The sequence below is a fragment of the Erwinia pyri genome, from assembly GCF_030758455.1.
GTDB lineage: Bacteria > Pseudomonadota > Gammaproteobacteria > Enterobacterales > Enterobacteriaceae > Erwinia > Erwinia pyri.
Window position 1 is genome coordinate 2811498 of record NZ_CP132353.1, and the last position, 14430, is coordinate 2825927.

The 14430-nt window shown below is 55.5% G+C and carries 11 protein-coding genes; 6 read left to right on the forward strand and 5 right to left on the reverse strand.

The genetic code is table 11. The annotated features are described in order from the left end of the window. The first annotated feature begins 11 nt into the window (after positions 1–11). Positions 12–1415 (forward strand): FAD-binding oxidoreductase, encoded by a 1404-nt coding sequence (locus Q3V30_RS13250; protein WP_306206368.1) that lies wholly within the window; start codon positions 12–14, stop codon positions 1413–1415. Positions 1416–1710: 295 nt separating this feature from the next. Here the strand turns inward: Q3V30_RS13250 and Q3V30_RS13255 are convergent, their stop codons facing one another. The 4 genes from Q3V30_RS13255 to Q3V30_RS13270 form a co-directional block, all read right to left on the reverse strand. After that, a complete protein-coding gene (locus Q3V30_RS13255; RefSeq protein WP_306206370.1) occupies positions 1711–2463 on the reverse strand; it encodes an alpha/beta fold hydrolase in 753 nt (250 codons plus the stop codon). Between the two features lie 8 nt (positions 2464–2471). Continuing rightward, positions 2472–3131: a hypothetical protein gene (locus Q3V30_RS13260; protein ID WP_306206372.1), complete on the reverse strand. Its 660-nt coding sequence runs from the start codon at positions 3129–3131 to the stop codon at positions 2472–2474. A gap of 72 nt (positions 3132–3203) precedes the next feature. Then, positions 3204–3536 carry a hypothetical protein gene (locus Q3V30_RS13265; RefSeq protein ID WP_306206374.1) on the reverse strand — a complete coding sequence of 111 codons (333 nt, stop codon included), beginning with the start codon at positions 3534–3536 and terminating at the stop codon, positions 3204–3206. A 19-nt stretch (positions 3537–3555) separates the two neighbouring features. Beyond that, positions 3556–4413, reverse strand: a complete 858-nt coding sequence (locus Q3V30_RS13270; RefSeq protein WP_306206376.1) for an SDR family oxidoreductase — start codon at positions 4411–4413, stop codon at positions 3556–3558. Between the two features lie 421 nt (positions 4414–4834). Between Q3V30_RS13270 and Q3V30_RS13275 the strand changes: the two genes are divergently transcribed. The 4 genes from Q3V30_RS13275 (at position 4835) to Q3V30_RS13290 (ending at position 8730) form a co-directional block, all read left to right on the forward strand. Then, positions 4835–5596 (forward strand): hypothetical protein, encoded by a 762-nt coding sequence (locus tag Q3V30_RS13275; RefSeq protein WP_306206378.1) that lies wholly within the window; start codon positions 4835–4837, stop codon positions 5594–5596. A 118-nt stretch (positions 5597–5714) separates the two neighbouring features. Next, positions 5715–6350 carry a TetR/AcrR family transcriptional regulator gene (locus tag Q3V30_RS13280; RefSeq protein WP_306206380.1) on the forward strand — a complete coding sequence of 212 codons (636 nt, stop codon included), beginning with the start codon at positions 5715–5717 and terminating at the stop codon, positions 6348–6350. A gap of 163 nt (positions 6351–6513) precedes the next feature. After that, a complete protein-coding gene (locus Q3V30_RS13285; protein ID WP_306206382.1) occupies positions 6514–7893 on the forward strand; it encodes a D-arabinono-1,4-lactone oxidase in 1380 nt (459 codons plus the stop codon). An 18-nt stretch (positions 7894–7911) separates the two neighbouring features. Beyond that, a complete protein-coding gene (locus Q3V30_RS13290) occupies positions 7912–8730 on the forward strand; it encodes a glycosyltransferase family 8 protein (RefSeq protein WP_306206384.1) in 819 nt (272 codons plus the stop codon). Between the two features lie 83 nt (positions 8731–8813). Here Q3V30_RS13290 and rluC read toward each other — a convergent pair whose 3' ends face one another. Then, entirely contained in the window at positions 8814–9776 is a 963-nt protein-coding gene (gene rluC / locus Q3V30_RS13295) for a 23S rRNA pseudouridine(955/2504/2580) synthase RluC (protein WP_306206386.1), read from the reverse strand. Between the two features lie 571 nt (positions 9777–10347). On the opposite strand from rluC, the gene rne reads away from it, so the two are divergent. Beyond that, the gene (gene rne / locus Q3V30_RS13300) at positions 10348–14238 is read left to right on the forward strand and encodes a ribonuclease E (protein WP_306206388.1); all 3891 of its coding nucleotides are present in this window, start codon (positions 10348–10350) and stop codon (positions 14236–14238) included. The last annotated feature ends 192 nt before the right edge of the window (positions 14239–14430 follow it).

Here is a 14430-nt window from a genome sequence, read left to right on the forward strand (position 1 = left end):
AAAGAGGCAATATGGACAGTGAACAACGTAAGCGCGCGCTTGAGCAGATCCTGCTGGCGCTTCCCGACGCAGAGTGGACTTTGCAGGCACCAAAGGTTAAACGCCTGTCGCGCGATTTTCACTGGTTCAGCCCGGTGCTGAAACAGCAGCTGGAAAATAAGCAGGCCGATGCGGTAGTGCGGCCACGCGATGAACAAGAGCTGAGCCTGCTGGTTCGGGCTTGTGTGCAGCATAACCTGCCGCTGATATTGCGCGGCGGCGCGACCGGCAACTACGGCCAGCTGGTGCCGCTCCAGGGCGGTATTCTGGTCGATATGACCGCGTTTAATCAGGTTTGTGAAGTGGGTGAAGGTTGGGTGCGCGCGCAGGCTGGCATCCGCCTGGCAGAGATCGAAACGGTAACCCGCCCGGCTGGCTGGGAGCTGCGCTGCATGCCTTCCACTTACCGGCTTGCCACGCTGGGTGGGCTTTATGGCGGCGGATTTGGCGGTATTGGCTCGATTAACTACGGCCCGCTTGGCGCTCCGGGGAATGTACTCAGCGTTAAGGTGATGACCATGGAAGCAGAGCCACGCATTCTGACCGTGCCCGCTCCTCAGGCGCTGCTGCTGCACCACGCTTATGGCAGCAACGGGATTGTGCTGGAAGTGGAGCTGGCGCTGGCACCGGCGCAGCAGTGGATTGAGCGGCTGGAGGTGTTCGATGACTTCACCGACGCCCTGGATTATGCCAATGCCTTTGCCCGCTCACCGGGTCTGGTTAAACGGCAGCTCGCCCTGTTTGCTGCCCCGATCCCGCACTATTTCAGCCATATAAACGGCAATTACCGTGCCGATCAGCATGCTGTTATCAGCGTCATCGCCCGGCAAAGTGAAGGTTTGTGCGCCACGCTGCTGACCAGACACCGTGGGCAAAATGCCCTGCGTCAGACGGCGGAAGCGGCTCGTGAAGCCAATGCCTCACTGATGGAATATTGCTGGAATCACACCACGCTGCATGCGCTCAAGGTGGATCCTTCCCTGACCTACTTGCAGACGGCGTTTAATGACAGAAATTATCGTCAGCAGATTATCGAGATGGCAGAACTTTTTGGTGATGAGGTTCTTTCGCATATTGAGTTCCTGCGCGACAATGATGGCAATATTACTGCCAGCGGATTGCAATTAGTCCGTTATTCTGACGAGGCGAGACTCAACGAAATAATGCAGATATTTCGCGATCGGGATGTGAAAATAAATAATCCGCACGTTTTTAAAATTGAAGAGGGGAAACAAGGGGAAATTAAAGCTGAAGTGGTGTCTGTTAAAATGAATCTGGATCCTGGCGGCTTACTTAATCCGGGCAAACTGCAGGGCTGGGAAGTCCGCGACACGCTTATTCTGGACAGCGATCCACTTCTATTAAAATCATTATAATTTATCTCGTTTTCGTCAAATAAACGCAGAACCCCTCTGAATAATTCAGGTTGCAGATATCAACTCTGCAGCCTGAAACATCATGGATACATCCCGGGAAATTATTTACGGCAATTCTGCTGGTGACAATTACATTTCATTTTTTGCAGGTGTGCAAACCACCTCGACTTCAGACAAAACTTTCCGGCAGAACCGTCTGGCGTTACAGTAGGATTTTTAAACATAAAAAGCCCGATCAGGGGAACCTGAGCGGGCTTTTTATGTAGGGGCTTGCCGGAGGAAAACGCTTTCCGGGTTAAAATGAATGGCGGGCAAACGCCAGCATTCTTTCCGCCAGCACCTGCGGCGTCTGCATCGGCATCAAATGCCCGGCATCCTCAATTATCGCTATCTCACCCTGCGGCAGATGCGTCTGCATAATCTGCCGCTGCGCTTCAACGCCCGGCACGTTGCCATCTTCACTCCCCAGCACCATCAGGGCTGGCAGCTCCAACCGACCCATGCGCTCGCGCCAATCCTCAAGACTGCCGTGCAGCGGCCACGCCTGCCATGCTGCGAGGCTGGCCCTTTGCGCATCGGCAATTGCCACCTCGCGCAGCGCATCCGGCAAGCGGGCGGAACAGGAGCCGTCCACAAAGGCTTCAGCCTCATCACGCGTTCCCTGATAAGCGGCCTGCGCCTGGCGATCCTGCTCACTCATCGGCTGTGGGCCTGGCGGCGAAGGGGCCACCAGCACCAGTCGTTGCAGGTAATCAGGCTGGCTGGCAGCCAGCGCCAGCGCCACTTTTCCGCTCATAGAGTGGCCGACCAGAATCACCTGCTTCAGCGCGAGGTGGCGGATAACTTCATCCACCTGGCGCGCCATTGATGCGATATCGTACTCGTTGTTCTCCACGGCATCGCCAAAACCCGGCATATCAAGCGCCACGCAGCGAAAATCGCGCTCAAGCAAGGGCAGCACGGGAGACCAGGTACGGTGCGAACCGCCCAGATAATGCATCAGCACAAATGTTGTTTCACCCTGCCCGTGCATACTGTATGGCAGCATAACTCCTCCTAACGCAGTGTTCCATCAAGGTCGCCCAGGCGGGCGATGGCCGCCTGGTCATAACCAGCCTGACGCAGCGGTGCGATAATTTCACGTTCCAGATCCGGGATATAACCGAGCAGCAGCTCACCGGCATCGCGTAGCGTCACCTCTTCCAGTGCGGCGGGCAGCAACAGGGATTCGCTGCGCCCCAGGCTGACGCTGACGCCGTTCGCTTCCACCTCCAGCGGCTCGCCGAGGTTAGAAAGTATGCGCGCGCTGTGAAAGCTGAACCGCTGCGGCTGGGTAAAGCGCCAACGCTCCAGCGCAAAATAGGGACCTGCGCAGCAGATCAGCCGCGTCAGACCGTTCTCTTTCAGTTCCAGCCCACGCTGGGGTGTGCAGCGTAGCTCAGGTCGCAACTCCCTGAGCAACGCATCAATGTTCTTCTCCCACTCTGCTGCTGAGAGCCTGGAGCCATCCTCCATCTTCCACGGCATTGCATGCTGCTGGATATTGGAGGTCTGCTCAATTTCATAAATCAGCGTATCGGGACCGAAGCTGTGCAGCATGCCGCCGGGCACGTAAAAAGTGTCGCCCGATTTAACCGGTACCCGATGCATCACCGCATCGTAATCCTCGGCCAGCAGTGCCGCCTTGAGCCGTGCGTTATCTACGCCTTCACGCACACCCAGCAGACAGGTCGCCTCCGGCGCCGCCCAGAGAATATGCCAGGCTTCCGTTTTGCCGTTTGGCTGCTGTTACAGCTGCTGCGCCAGCGCATCATTGGCATGCAGATGAACCGGCAGCATGCCGGTTCCGTCAATAAATTTGCTGAGCAGCGGAAAGTGCGGGCCGCGCCAGCCAGGCGCGACCATCTCATCAGGATAGTTCCTGGTTAACTCGCGCAGCGTGCTCCCCGCCAGCTCGCCGTTGGTCACGGAGGCGATCATCCCCTCCACGTCGCTGACTTCCCAGGTTTCAGCAATCCGCGAATCGGGAAGGCCCGCTTTGCCCAGTTGCTGCCGGATGCGCTGGCCGCCGAAAATATGCGTCGCCAACGGCGTGGTCAGTTTCACAGGATAAGCTTTCATCTTCCCTCCTCTGGCCAGCTTAAATCACCGCGACGCCGCCTGTAACAGCGACCGTTGCGCCTGAGATATAGCTTGCTTCATCACTGGCCAGCATGACGTAGGCAGGTGCCACTTCGGCTGGTTGACCCATGCGCTGCAGCGGGACCTCTGCGCCAAAGCTTTCCACCTTTTTCGGCGGCATGGTTGACGGGATCAGCGGGGTCCAGATGGGGCCGGGAGCAACGGCGTTGGCGCGGATCCCTTTTTCAGCCAACAGCGCTGCCAGGCTGCCGGAGAAGTTAACAATCGCCGCTTTGGTTGCCGAATAGGCGATCAGCAAGGGCTTAGGCTGATCAGCGTTCACCGAGGCGGTATTGATAATCGAGCCGCCAGAAGGCATATGCGGCACCGCGGCCTTGCAGATATGGAACATGGCGTAGAGGTTGGTTTTCATGGTGCGATCGAACTCATCATCGCTAATCTCATCCAGCGAATTGCGCGTCATCTGATACGCCGCGTTATTCACCACGATATCGATTTTGCCAAAATGTTCGGCCGTCTGCGCCACAATGCTGCGGCAGTGGTCAGCGTCAGTTATGTCGCCTGCAATCAGCAGCGCCTTCTGACCCGCCTCTTCAACCAGCTTCGCGGTATCTTTTGCGTCATCATGCTCATCCAGATAGGAGATCACCACGTCCGCCCCTTCACGGGCATAAGCGATGGCGACGGCGCGGCCAATCCCCGAATCGCCGCCGGTAATCAGTGCGGTTTTACCTTGCAGGCGACCCGAGCCTTGATAGCTGGTTTCACCATGATCGGGTTTCGGCTGCATTTGCAGAAAACTGCCGGGCCAGGTTTGCTGTTGAGCCTGCTGCGGATGTTGTGGACGGTCTGTCATACGCTGTCTCCTTTATACAATGCTGTCACGCCGGACTAAATCAGGCGTTCTGACTGGGAAAAGAGCTGAATCGTTATCAGCTGCGTGGAAATAAGTGTAGCAGCCGTCACAAAAGCGCAAGGAAAATTGCCCCGGGAAACTATTTTTCAGGCGGGAGTTTTAGCCTGTGCATGTTCAGGACGTTCACTCTTTATTCCCTGAAAACGCCGAAAAATGGATAAATCAGCGCAACAGAGAAGCCGGGTAAACCCCGGCAGAAAGTGTATCCATAATGCCATTTTAACCTGCTGATTACGCTGATATTACTGGCATTATCCTGAAAATGGCACCCGCCTGATTTTCCGCAGGTAAACTTATGCCATACTCATTCCTTCTGTACAGGTTCAACGCACCCTGTCTCCCTCCGATAACGAGAATTCCCATGAGCAATTTCCTCAGCCCTGCCGCAGCTTACCTGAACCGACGCAACGAACTGCTGGCGGAGCGCTCTGTGGTGCAATCACCAGCGGTCATCCAGACCATCAACAAAGCGCTGTTAGCCAGCGAGATCGCCATGGCAACGTTTCACGATCTGGAAGCGCTTAAAACATTGCAGCAGCGCAAAGCGCGGCTGATTGAGTGGCATGAACCGGAAAGCCTGCAGGAGCTGCAATCCTTTGAGCTGGCGAGTAACAAGCTGGCGTTTGCTGACGAAACCGATGAACAGGTTTATCTGCACTACCACCAGGAGTTTACCCGGCTTGCAGCCTCTTTTTCCTGGCAACATGCCAGCCTGGAGATGGTGCAAAACGATCTCTTCTCCACCACCTTTAATCTCTGGCTGGAGACGTTAGAAGAGCTGTTCTCGACACCCGGCAGAAAACAGTTGTTTATTCGTATCGAAAAAATCCTCGCCTTCTCGATCGGCAAGATCCCGCTGCTGGGTGACGCTATCGACGTCTACCGGATGTTAGCTTCGGTAATGACCTCCTGTCAGGAGAAAGCCAGAAGCAGCGATGACTATTTTCAGACGCTGGAGAGCTATACCGAAGCGGCTAACCTCTGTAGCAAAGCTATTTTGATTTTCTGCTTCACCACCGAAGCCATTCTTCGGGGACGCGAGTTGCCGGGAGAGGCGTTACTGAGTGAAAAAATCAAAGGTCATTACAGCAGTGTGATTGATGGCACCCATCCCTACTTCTGATCTCCTGTTTCTGGCAACCCGATCCGTCGCTTTCCGCCGAAGCCGCAGATTTTCTGTGGTAATATGGTGGATGTTAGCCCTGTAAAGGGTTCCTGAGACGATGGATTAATCAATTGCTATGCCCGCTACTGCCAAAAGAAAAAACGACCCGGAAGGGTTGAAAAAACGCATCCTTGCCGGTGCGCTTGCGGTATTTGCTGAGTTTGGCCTGCAGGGTGCGCGCATGGAGCAGATTGCTGACCATGCGCAAACCACTAAACGCATGGTGGTCTATCACTTCAGCAATAAAGAAAATCTCTATGTTGAGGTGCTGGAACAGGTTTATCAGGCCATCCGTCAGCATGAAACCGGGCTGAATCTGGCAGAGATGCCGCCGGTCATTGCGATGGCGCGTCTGGCGGAAGCCAGCTTTGACTATCACATCTCCCATCCCGACTTTATGCGCCTGGTCTGCAGCGAAAACCTGATGCGTGGCCGCTATATCAGTCAGTCAACCCGGATCAAAACGTTGAACCAAAGTGCGCTCGATGTGCTGGAGGATATTCTTCGCCGCGGCAAAGCATCGGGGGTGTTTGACAGTAAAGCGGAGACGGTAGACGTACACCGCCTGATCAGCAGCATCTGCACGCACAATGTCGCCAATCGCTATACCTTTCATACGCTGTTTGGCGGTAACGAAAGCGAGCAGCAAAGTCTCGCCCGTAATCGCCAGCTGGTTGTAGACGCTACGCTACGTTATCTGCGTCCGGTCTGACGGGTTAATTTGTACACGCCATTAACACCTTGTACAACTTTTTACGCCCCGGAGGCTGTTGTTCTGGGGTGATTCATCTATGCTTAGCGCTAACTACAGAAGCTCAACTCTGCGCTTTCCCCCCTTTTTTGAATTGTTATTGTCCTTTTGGAAGGAGTCATCGATGACGCGTGATAATACCGGATACCCCCTTCGTGAACCTCAGCCTGGTGCCGATGACAAAGTGTGGAACTGGGCGCAAAATGCCACCCTGGGGGAGAAGAATGCGGTGAGCACGCCGGAAACAGAAGCCGAGCTACAGGCTCTGGTGGCCTCCTGCCAGGGTAAAATCCGCATAATGGGCAGTAAAATGTCCCCGGGCCGGATGATTGAACTGGTTGAACAGGGCGATACGCTGCTGGATTTGCGCCATCTTCGTGGGCTGCTGGCGATAACCGATGAGAGCGCCACTTTCGGCGGCGGCACGCCGCTGCATGAGGTGTATGAAATTCTCTCGGGCGTCGGCAGAATGCTGCCAGCCTCGCCCGGGGTTATCGCCTCGCAGTCGCTGGCAGGTGCGCTGGCGACCGGTACTCACGGTCAGGGTTTACAGCAAAGTTCGATTGCCGATGAGGCATTAAGTATCCGCATGGTGCTGGCAGATGGCAGCATTAAAGAGTTCGATCGTGACCACCGCTGGTTTGCCGCAGTGCAGCTGGGTCTGGGATCGCTGGGCGTGGTCACGCAGGTCACTCTGCGTACGCAACCCTCGCTGGTCTATACCTGCTTCAAAAATGCTGTCACCGCCGATACGCTTGCAGAGGATCTTATTGAGTGGAACAAAAACTATGTGCTGAGTAAGGCCTGGTGGTTCCCCAATGAGAATCAGGTTCATGTCTGGGCGGCGCGGGAAGCGACCGCTGAAGAAGAGCAGCGCTACCACGATAACAATGACGAGCTGGTTAAGCAGGAAGAGACCAGCGACGCGATGAACCAGACCATTGAACAAACCCTGGAGCATATGCGCAGCGACACCAAAATCGTGGACGATGAGGGAAAACCTTTCCGTACCGTCACGCGTTTTAAAGACTTTTCAGATGTTACCGGCGATGTGTATCAGGTCTTCTGCCGCGGTATCGCCACGCCGCAAATTAATGTTGAAATTGGTATCCCTCTGGCACGTGTCGGTGAGGTGATTGCTAAAATTAAGGCCTGGCATGCCGATACTCAACCACACATGCACTATCCCATTATCCTGCGCTGTACCGGGGCCTCTCGCAGCTGGCTTAGCCCCTCCTATGGCCAGGAAACCTGTTACTTTGGTTTTGTTGTCTACTATGCCGAAGACGGTACGCTCTCTGAAGAGGGTGTCAGCTTCCTGCGCGCGGTGGAAGAGGTGCTGGTGGCTGAAGGCGGCAGACCGCACTGGGGAAAATATTTTGAAGCGCCGCTCTATGACTGGGCAGCGCTCTATCCTCACTGGGCCGATTTTGCTGAAGTGCGGGCGGCGCTCGATCCCCACCATAAATTTGACAATGCGTTCACGGCCGCATTATTTGACTGATTATAAAGGAGATTGCCAATGAAGGCATGGGCCACCCTGCTGACGCAGCCGAACTATTTGCCAGGCGTACTGACACTAAAAAAATCCTTAACCCGGGTGGGCAGCGACTGGCCGCTGGTGGTGATGGTCACGGAAAATATCGATCGCGCCTGCCGCCAGACGCTGGAAGCGGAAGGCTGTCTGCTGCGCGACGTGCAGCCGATCGGCCCGGACAGCAGCCTGGCGCATAACTACGCCAACGCCCGCTTCTCAGAAGTCTGGACCAAACTGGCCGTCTGGAAGCTGACCGAATATGAGCGCGTGGTGTTTCTTGATGCCGATATGCTGGTGACGCAGAACATGGATGAGCTGTTTGAACTGACGCTGGAAGAGGATGAAATTGCCGCCTGCCATGCCTGCCGCTGTAATCCCAATAAGATCCCGAGCTACCCAAAAAGCTGGCGGCCGGAAAACTGTTTTTACAGTTATTGCCGCGGTGTGGAACACACGCAGGAGCTGGAGGAGGTGGATAACTATCTCAACGGCGGCTTTTTGGTGCTGAGACCGGACCAGGCTCTGTTTACAGAGATGGTAGAGCAGCTGGCTGAACTGGACGATCTGTCACGCTATCTGTTTGCCGAACAGGACTTCCTGAACGACTTTTTCCATCAGCGCTGGAAACCGCTGCCCTACATCTACAATGCGCTGAAAACACTGCCTTTCCAGCATGCTGCCATGTGGGATAGTGAGGAGGTGAAGAACATTCATTTCATCATTGATAAGCCCTGGGAGAAGGCGCTGGATAAGAACGACAGATATTATGCGCTGAACAAATTGTGGTGGGATATTGCGGAATAATGGCCAGGGTCCTCTTGTATGAGGACCCTGACGCCCTGTCACTCTCTTCACGACACAGGCGCTGTTTTACATCCTGCAGCGCGTTACTTTGCCGGTGCTGTTTTGCGCAGCACTTCAAGACAGTGCTTTAACTCTTTATCCAGCGGCGCTTCAACCCGCATCACTTCGCCGGTTGCGGGATGCGTGAACTTCAGGGCAGCGGCATGCAGAAACAGTCTTTTCAGACCGGTGCCTGAAAGTTGCGCATCAAAATCGCGCTCGCCGTAACGATCGTCAAACGCAATCGGATGGCCCGCATGCAGCGTGTGAACACGTATCTGGTGCGTGCGCCCGGTAATCGGGCTGGCTTTAACCAGCGTGGCGTGAGCGTAGCGCTCTTCCACTTTAAAACGCGTTTCTGAAGGCTTCCCTTCGCTGTTAACCCGCACAATTCGCTCACCGCTCTGCAGAATGTTCTTCAGTAAAGGCGCCTGAACCGCTTTGATATGTGAGGGCCACTGCCCACGCACCAGCGCCAGGTAGTCCTTCTGCATCCCCTTCTCTCTCAGCTGCTCATGCAACGAGCGCAGAGCTGAACGCTTTTTCGCCACCAGCAGAATGCCGGAGGTATCGCGGTCAAGGCGGTGAACAAGCTCAAGGAAGCGCGCTTCCGGACGAAGTGCACGCAGCCCTTCAATCACGCCGAAGCTCAACCCGCTGCCGCCATGCACGGCGGTGCCGGAGGGCTTGTTCATCACCAGAATATGGTCATCTTCAAACAGTATGGCATGGGCCAGCGCCGCCACTTTATCAAGCTTGGGTGACACCGCCTCATCATCACGTTCCGCCACGCGAACCGGCGGGATACGCACTTCATCGCCGGGTTCCAGCTTGTATTCCGGCTTGATGCGGCCTTTATTAACGCGCACTTCACCCTTACGCAAAATGCGATAAATCATGCTTTTCGGCACCCCTTTCAACTGGGTGCGTAAAAAGTTATCGATGCGCTGTCCTGCCTCATCGGCAGAAATCGTCACCATTCGGACTGCAGGAGTATTGGTTTTCATGGTTCGCGATTCTAAATAGAGCGCCAGGATAGCGCCACCTCTTTTTCTGTGCTTAACTGACAGTGACTCGATTGCGTGATGATTAATGTCCAGTTTTTGGGCAATTTGAAGAAATGCGATGCAAATCGCCTTAAAAGCGGCAATAAACTTCACAGAGCAACCAAAGTCACCTTGCTATCACAAGGTTAGCAATGGAATAATGAAACTGTTTTTCCACGCTTAACACTTGTGAAACAGGGATAAAGCGTAATAAGAAATTTTGCCGGATCGCCCATACACGCAGCAATGGCGTAAGACGTATTGTGAAATCAGGCATTTAGCGGGCTGCGGGTTGCAGCCTGGACGACAAGACGGGATTGGTTCACTCAGGTTCACACTGGCGGTTCCCCCTTTTTTAAAAGCGCTGTTTTTCCAAATGAAAAACAGGCTACCGAGATTTTGCGCCCCTTAGCAGGCCACAACCGTGAGGTTGACGTCTTTGCGATGAGACTCGGGGCCATCGGTTATTCGCGTCCAGCGTTACTATTGCCCGTAGCTTTGTCACTAATGTAAGAATAATGAGTAAGTTACGATGAAAAGAATGTTGATAAACGCGACTCAGCAGGAGGAGTTGCGTGTCGCCCTTGTGGATGGACAGCGCCTGTACGACCTGGATATTGAAAGCCCGGGACACGAACAGAAAAAAGCCAACATTTACAAAGGTAAGATCACCCGCATTGAACCCAGTCTTGAAGCAGCCTTTGTGGATTATGGCGCTGAAAGACATGGCTTCCTCCCCCTGAAAGAAATCTCCCGCGAATACTTTCCCAGCAACTATTCCAATCACGGTCGCCCGAATATCAAGGACGTACTGCGTGAAGGACAGGAAGTTATCGTTCAGATTGATAAAGAAGAGCGTGGCAATAAAGGCGCAGCCTTAACCACCTTTATCAGCCTGGCGGGCAGCTACCTGGTGCTGATGCCGAACAATCCCCGTGCCGGAGGTATCTCCCGCCGTATCGAAGGTGATGACCGTACCGAGCTGAAAGAAGCGCTCTCCGCACTTGAGTTGCCGGAAGGTATGGGTCTGATCGTACGTACCGCAGGCGTGGGCAAATCTGCCGAAGCGCTGCAGTGGGATCTGAGCTTCCGTATGAAGCACTGGGAAGCGATTAAGAAAGCTGCCGACAGCCGCCCTGCGCCGTTCCTGATCCATCAGGAGAGCAACGTCATTGTCCGCGCCTTCCGCGACTATCTGCGTCAGGATATCGGTGAGATCCTTATCGATAACCCGAAAGTTCTGGAGCTGGCGCGTCAGCACATCGCTGCGCTGGGTCGTCCCGATTTCAGCAGTAAAATCAAGCTTTACACCGGCGAAATCCCGCTTTTCAGCCATTATCAAATCGAATCGCAGATTGAATCCGCTTTCCAGCGTGAAGTTCGTCTGCCTTCCGGCGGCTCAATTGTTATTGACTCCACCGAAGCGCTGACCGCGATTGATATCAACTCCGCACGGGCAACGCGTGGTGGGGATATCGAAGAGACCGCCTTCAACACCAACCTTGAAGCGGCCGATGAAATTGCCCGTCAGCTGCGCCTGCGCGACCTCGGCGGCCTGATTGTTATCGACTTTATCGATATGACGCCGGTACGCCACCAGCGCGCGGTAGAAAATCGTCTGCGTGAAGCGGTTCGTCAGGATCGTGCACGTATTCAGATCAGCCATATCTCCCGTTTTGGTCTGCTGGAGATGTCCCGTCAGCGCCTGAGCCCTTCTCTTGGCGAGTCCAGCCATCACGTCTGCCCACGCTGTAGCGGTACCGGCACCATCCGTGATAACGAGTCGCTCGCCCTCTCTATTTTGCGTCTGATTGAAGAAGAAGCGCTGAAAGAGAACACCAAAGAAGTGCACGCTATCGTTCCGGTGCAGGTCGCCTCTTACCTGCTGAATGAGAAGCGTGAAGCGGTAAGCGCAATTGAAAAACGCCAGGGCGGCGTGCGGGCCATCATCGTGCCAAACGATCAGATGCAGACCCCGCACTACTCGGTGCTGCGCGTGCGCAGCGGCGAAGAGACACAGACGCTAAGCTACCATCTGCCGAAGCTGCATGAAGCGGAAATGGCGCTGCCTTCTGAAGAAGAGCACGCCGAGCGCAAACGCCCTGAGCAACCCGCTCTGGCCGCGTTTGTGATGCCTGATGCACCGCCAGCGCCGCAGGAAACTGCCGCTGTTGCCGCTCCTGCTGAAGCTGCTGCGCCTACAACTGCTGCTCCTGCACAGGCGCCGGCTGCTACAGAATCTGGCCTGATGGGCCGCTTCCTGCGTGGTCTGAAGAAAATGTTTGCCGGTGAAGAGAAGCCAGCAGAACAGCCTCAGCCTGCGGTAGTGGAAGAAAAAGCGCCGGAAGAAGCGGCTGCACCTCGTGGCGAGCGTCGCAATAACCGTCGTCAGAATAACCGTCGCGACCGTAACAACGGCGAACGTGGCGAACGCTATGGCGATCGCAGCGAGCGTAGTGACCGTAACGGCGAACGCAACGACCGTAACGGCGAGCGTAATGAGCGTAACGGTGAACGCAACGAGCGTAACGGTGAACGTAATGACCGTAACGGCGAACGCAACGACCGCGGCGCGGAACGTGGCGATCGTCAGGAGCGCGGCGAGCGCAATGACCGTAACCCGCGTAACGATCGCAACGCAAACCGTAATGAGCGCATGACTCGCGACCGCGATCCTGCTGCGGAAAGCCGTGAAGAAAACCGTCGTAATAAGCGTGCTAACCCTGCTACCCCTGAAGCACAGGATGAGCTGCAGCCCGTTGCTGAAGAGATCCAGCAGCAGCCGCGTCGTGAGCGTCAGCCACGTCGTCGTCAGGATGAAAAGCGCCAGCCTGCTCAGGATGAAAACGTTGTTGATATCGCGCCAGCTGTTGTTGAAGAAGCGATGGAGAGCGATGAGCATGTGCAGGTGATGCCGCGTCGTAAGCCACGCCAGCTCAACCAGAAAGTGCGTATCGAGACGGCTGAGCAAACGGCTGCCCGCTCTTTCGCGCCGGAAGAAGAGACCGCGCCGGTTCAGCAACACGCTGTTGAATTGCCGACCGCCGATAGCCACAGCGAAGCAGATGAAAGCGAAGATCGTGACAGCAACAGCATGCCACGCCGCTCACGTCGTTCACCACGCCATCTGCGCGTTAGCGGACAACGCCGTCGTCGCTACCGTGATGAGCGCTACCCTAACCAGTCGCCGATGCCGCTGACCTTTGCGGCTGCCTCGCCGGAAATGGCCTCAGGTAAAGTGTGGATCACTTATCCGGTTGCCCAGGCAACGGATGAACATGAGCATGAGCAATCTGTAGTGCCTGAGTATGGTCATCAGGATACGGCTGATGCGGTTGCCGTTGCGGCGGCTGCCTCCTCTGCCGAGGTTGCGGATGAAGCCCAACCGGTTCACCACGCCGAACCACAGCCGGAAAACAGCCCGGAAGTGACGGTGGTCAATACCGATGAGACGGCTGCCATCGAGACGCCGGTCAATGAAGAGCCTGCTGTGGTCTCTGCTGCCGATGAGCCTGTCGCCGATGCGGTTGCTCAGCAAGCGGTGCCAGCGAAAGAGACTCAGCCTGCTGTAGAAGCGGTTAATGAAGTTGAAGAGATCGTGGCGCAAGCTAAACAGGCAGACGACAAGCGCATGGCAGAAGAGGCGAGCCATCAGGCTGCTGAAGCTGCTGCTGACGTCAGCCCCTCAACGGAACAGCAGGTAGAAGAAGTTCTCTCTGCACCCGTTGCGGTAGCCGAACCTGTGGTGACTTCCGAGCCGCATGCACCCGTTCCAGCACGTGATGAGCCTGTGATAGCGCCAGCACCCGCTGCTCAGCCTGCTGCAACGGAAGCTACACCAGCGCCTGCTGCCACTGAAGCTGCATCAGCTCCGGCTGTTCAGCCTGCTGCCACTGAAGCTGCACCAGCCCCGGTTGCTCAGCTTGCTGCCACTGAAGCTGCACCAGCTCCGGTTGCTCAGCCTGCTGTCACTGAAGCTGCGCCAGCACCTGTTGCTCAGCCTGCTGCAACGGAAGCTGCACCTGCACCGGTTACTCAGCCTGCTGTAACTGAAGCTGCGCCAGCGCCGGTTGCTCAGCCTGCTGTAACTGAAGCTACGCCTGCACCGGTTGCTCAGCCTGCTGTCACTGAAGCTGCGCCAGCGCCTGTTGCTCAGCCTGCTGTCACTGAAGCTGCGCCAACGCCTGTTGCTCAACAGCCTGCTGCACCGGAAGCTGCACCTGCTGCCGCTTCTCACGCTGAGCCGCTCTATAAGCATCACGCCACGGCCCCAATGACCAAAGCGCCTGCACCGGCTTACCAGCCAGAACCAGCACGCCACAGTGATTGGGTACGTCCTGCCTTCAACTTTGAAGGTCAGGGCTCCGCAGGCGGTCACGCTGCTACCCATCAGGCAACTGCTCCGGCTACCCGCCCGGAGTAAGTCAAGCCTGACTGAAAAAGCCCTGGTCTTATGACCGGGGCTTTTTTTTAAGCAAATCCGGTGCTTTGCCATAACTGGTTTAGTAGCTTATTGTTCTCTTTGAATGGTTTCTTTCTGCCTTAACCTTACTGTTATCTTTACTCTCTTTCCGGTTATTCCTTTCTCTCTGTATCCGATGATCCCCTTTCCCTT

Coding starts and splice junctions, on each gene's coding strand:
- Q3V30_RS13265 (WP_306206374.1), bottom strand. CDS start 3,536: ATGAAAGCTTATCCTGTGAAACTGACCACGCCGTTGGCGACGCATATT.
- Q3V30_RS13270 (WP_306206376.1), bottom strand. CDS start 4,413: ATGACAGACCGTCCACAACATCCGCAGCAGGCTCAACAGCAAACCTGG.
- rne (WP_306206388.1), top strand. CDS start 10,348: ATGAAAAGAATGTTGATAAACGCGACTCAGCAGGAGGAGTTGCGTGTC.
- Q3V30_RS13250 (WP_306206368.1), top strand. CDS start 12: ATGGACAGTGAACAACGTAAGCGCGCGCTTGAGCAGATCCTGCTGGCG.
- Q3V30_RS13280 (WP_306206380.1), top strand. CDS start 5,715: ATGCCCGCTACTGCCAAAAGAAAAAACGACCCGGAAGGGTTGAAAAAA.
- Q3V30_RS13255 (WP_306206370.1), bottom strand. CDS start 2,463: ATGCTGCCATACAGTATGCACGGGCAGGGTGAAACAACATTTGTGCTG.
- Q3V30_RS13275 (WP_306206378.1), top strand. CDS start 4,835: ATGAGCAATTTCCTCAGCCCTGCCGCAGCTTACCTGAACCGACGCAAC.
- Q3V30_RS13285 (WP_306206382.1), top strand. CDS start 6,514: ATGACGCGTGATAATACCGGATACCCCCTTCGTGAACCTCAGCCTGGT.
- Q3V30_RS13290 (WP_306206384.1), top strand. CDS start 7,912: ATGAAGGCATGGGCCACCCTGCTGACGCAGCCGAACTATTTGCCAGGC.
- rluC (WP_306206386.1), bottom strand. CDS start 9,776: ATGAAAACCAATACTCCTGCAGTCCGAATGGTGACGATTTCTGCCGAT.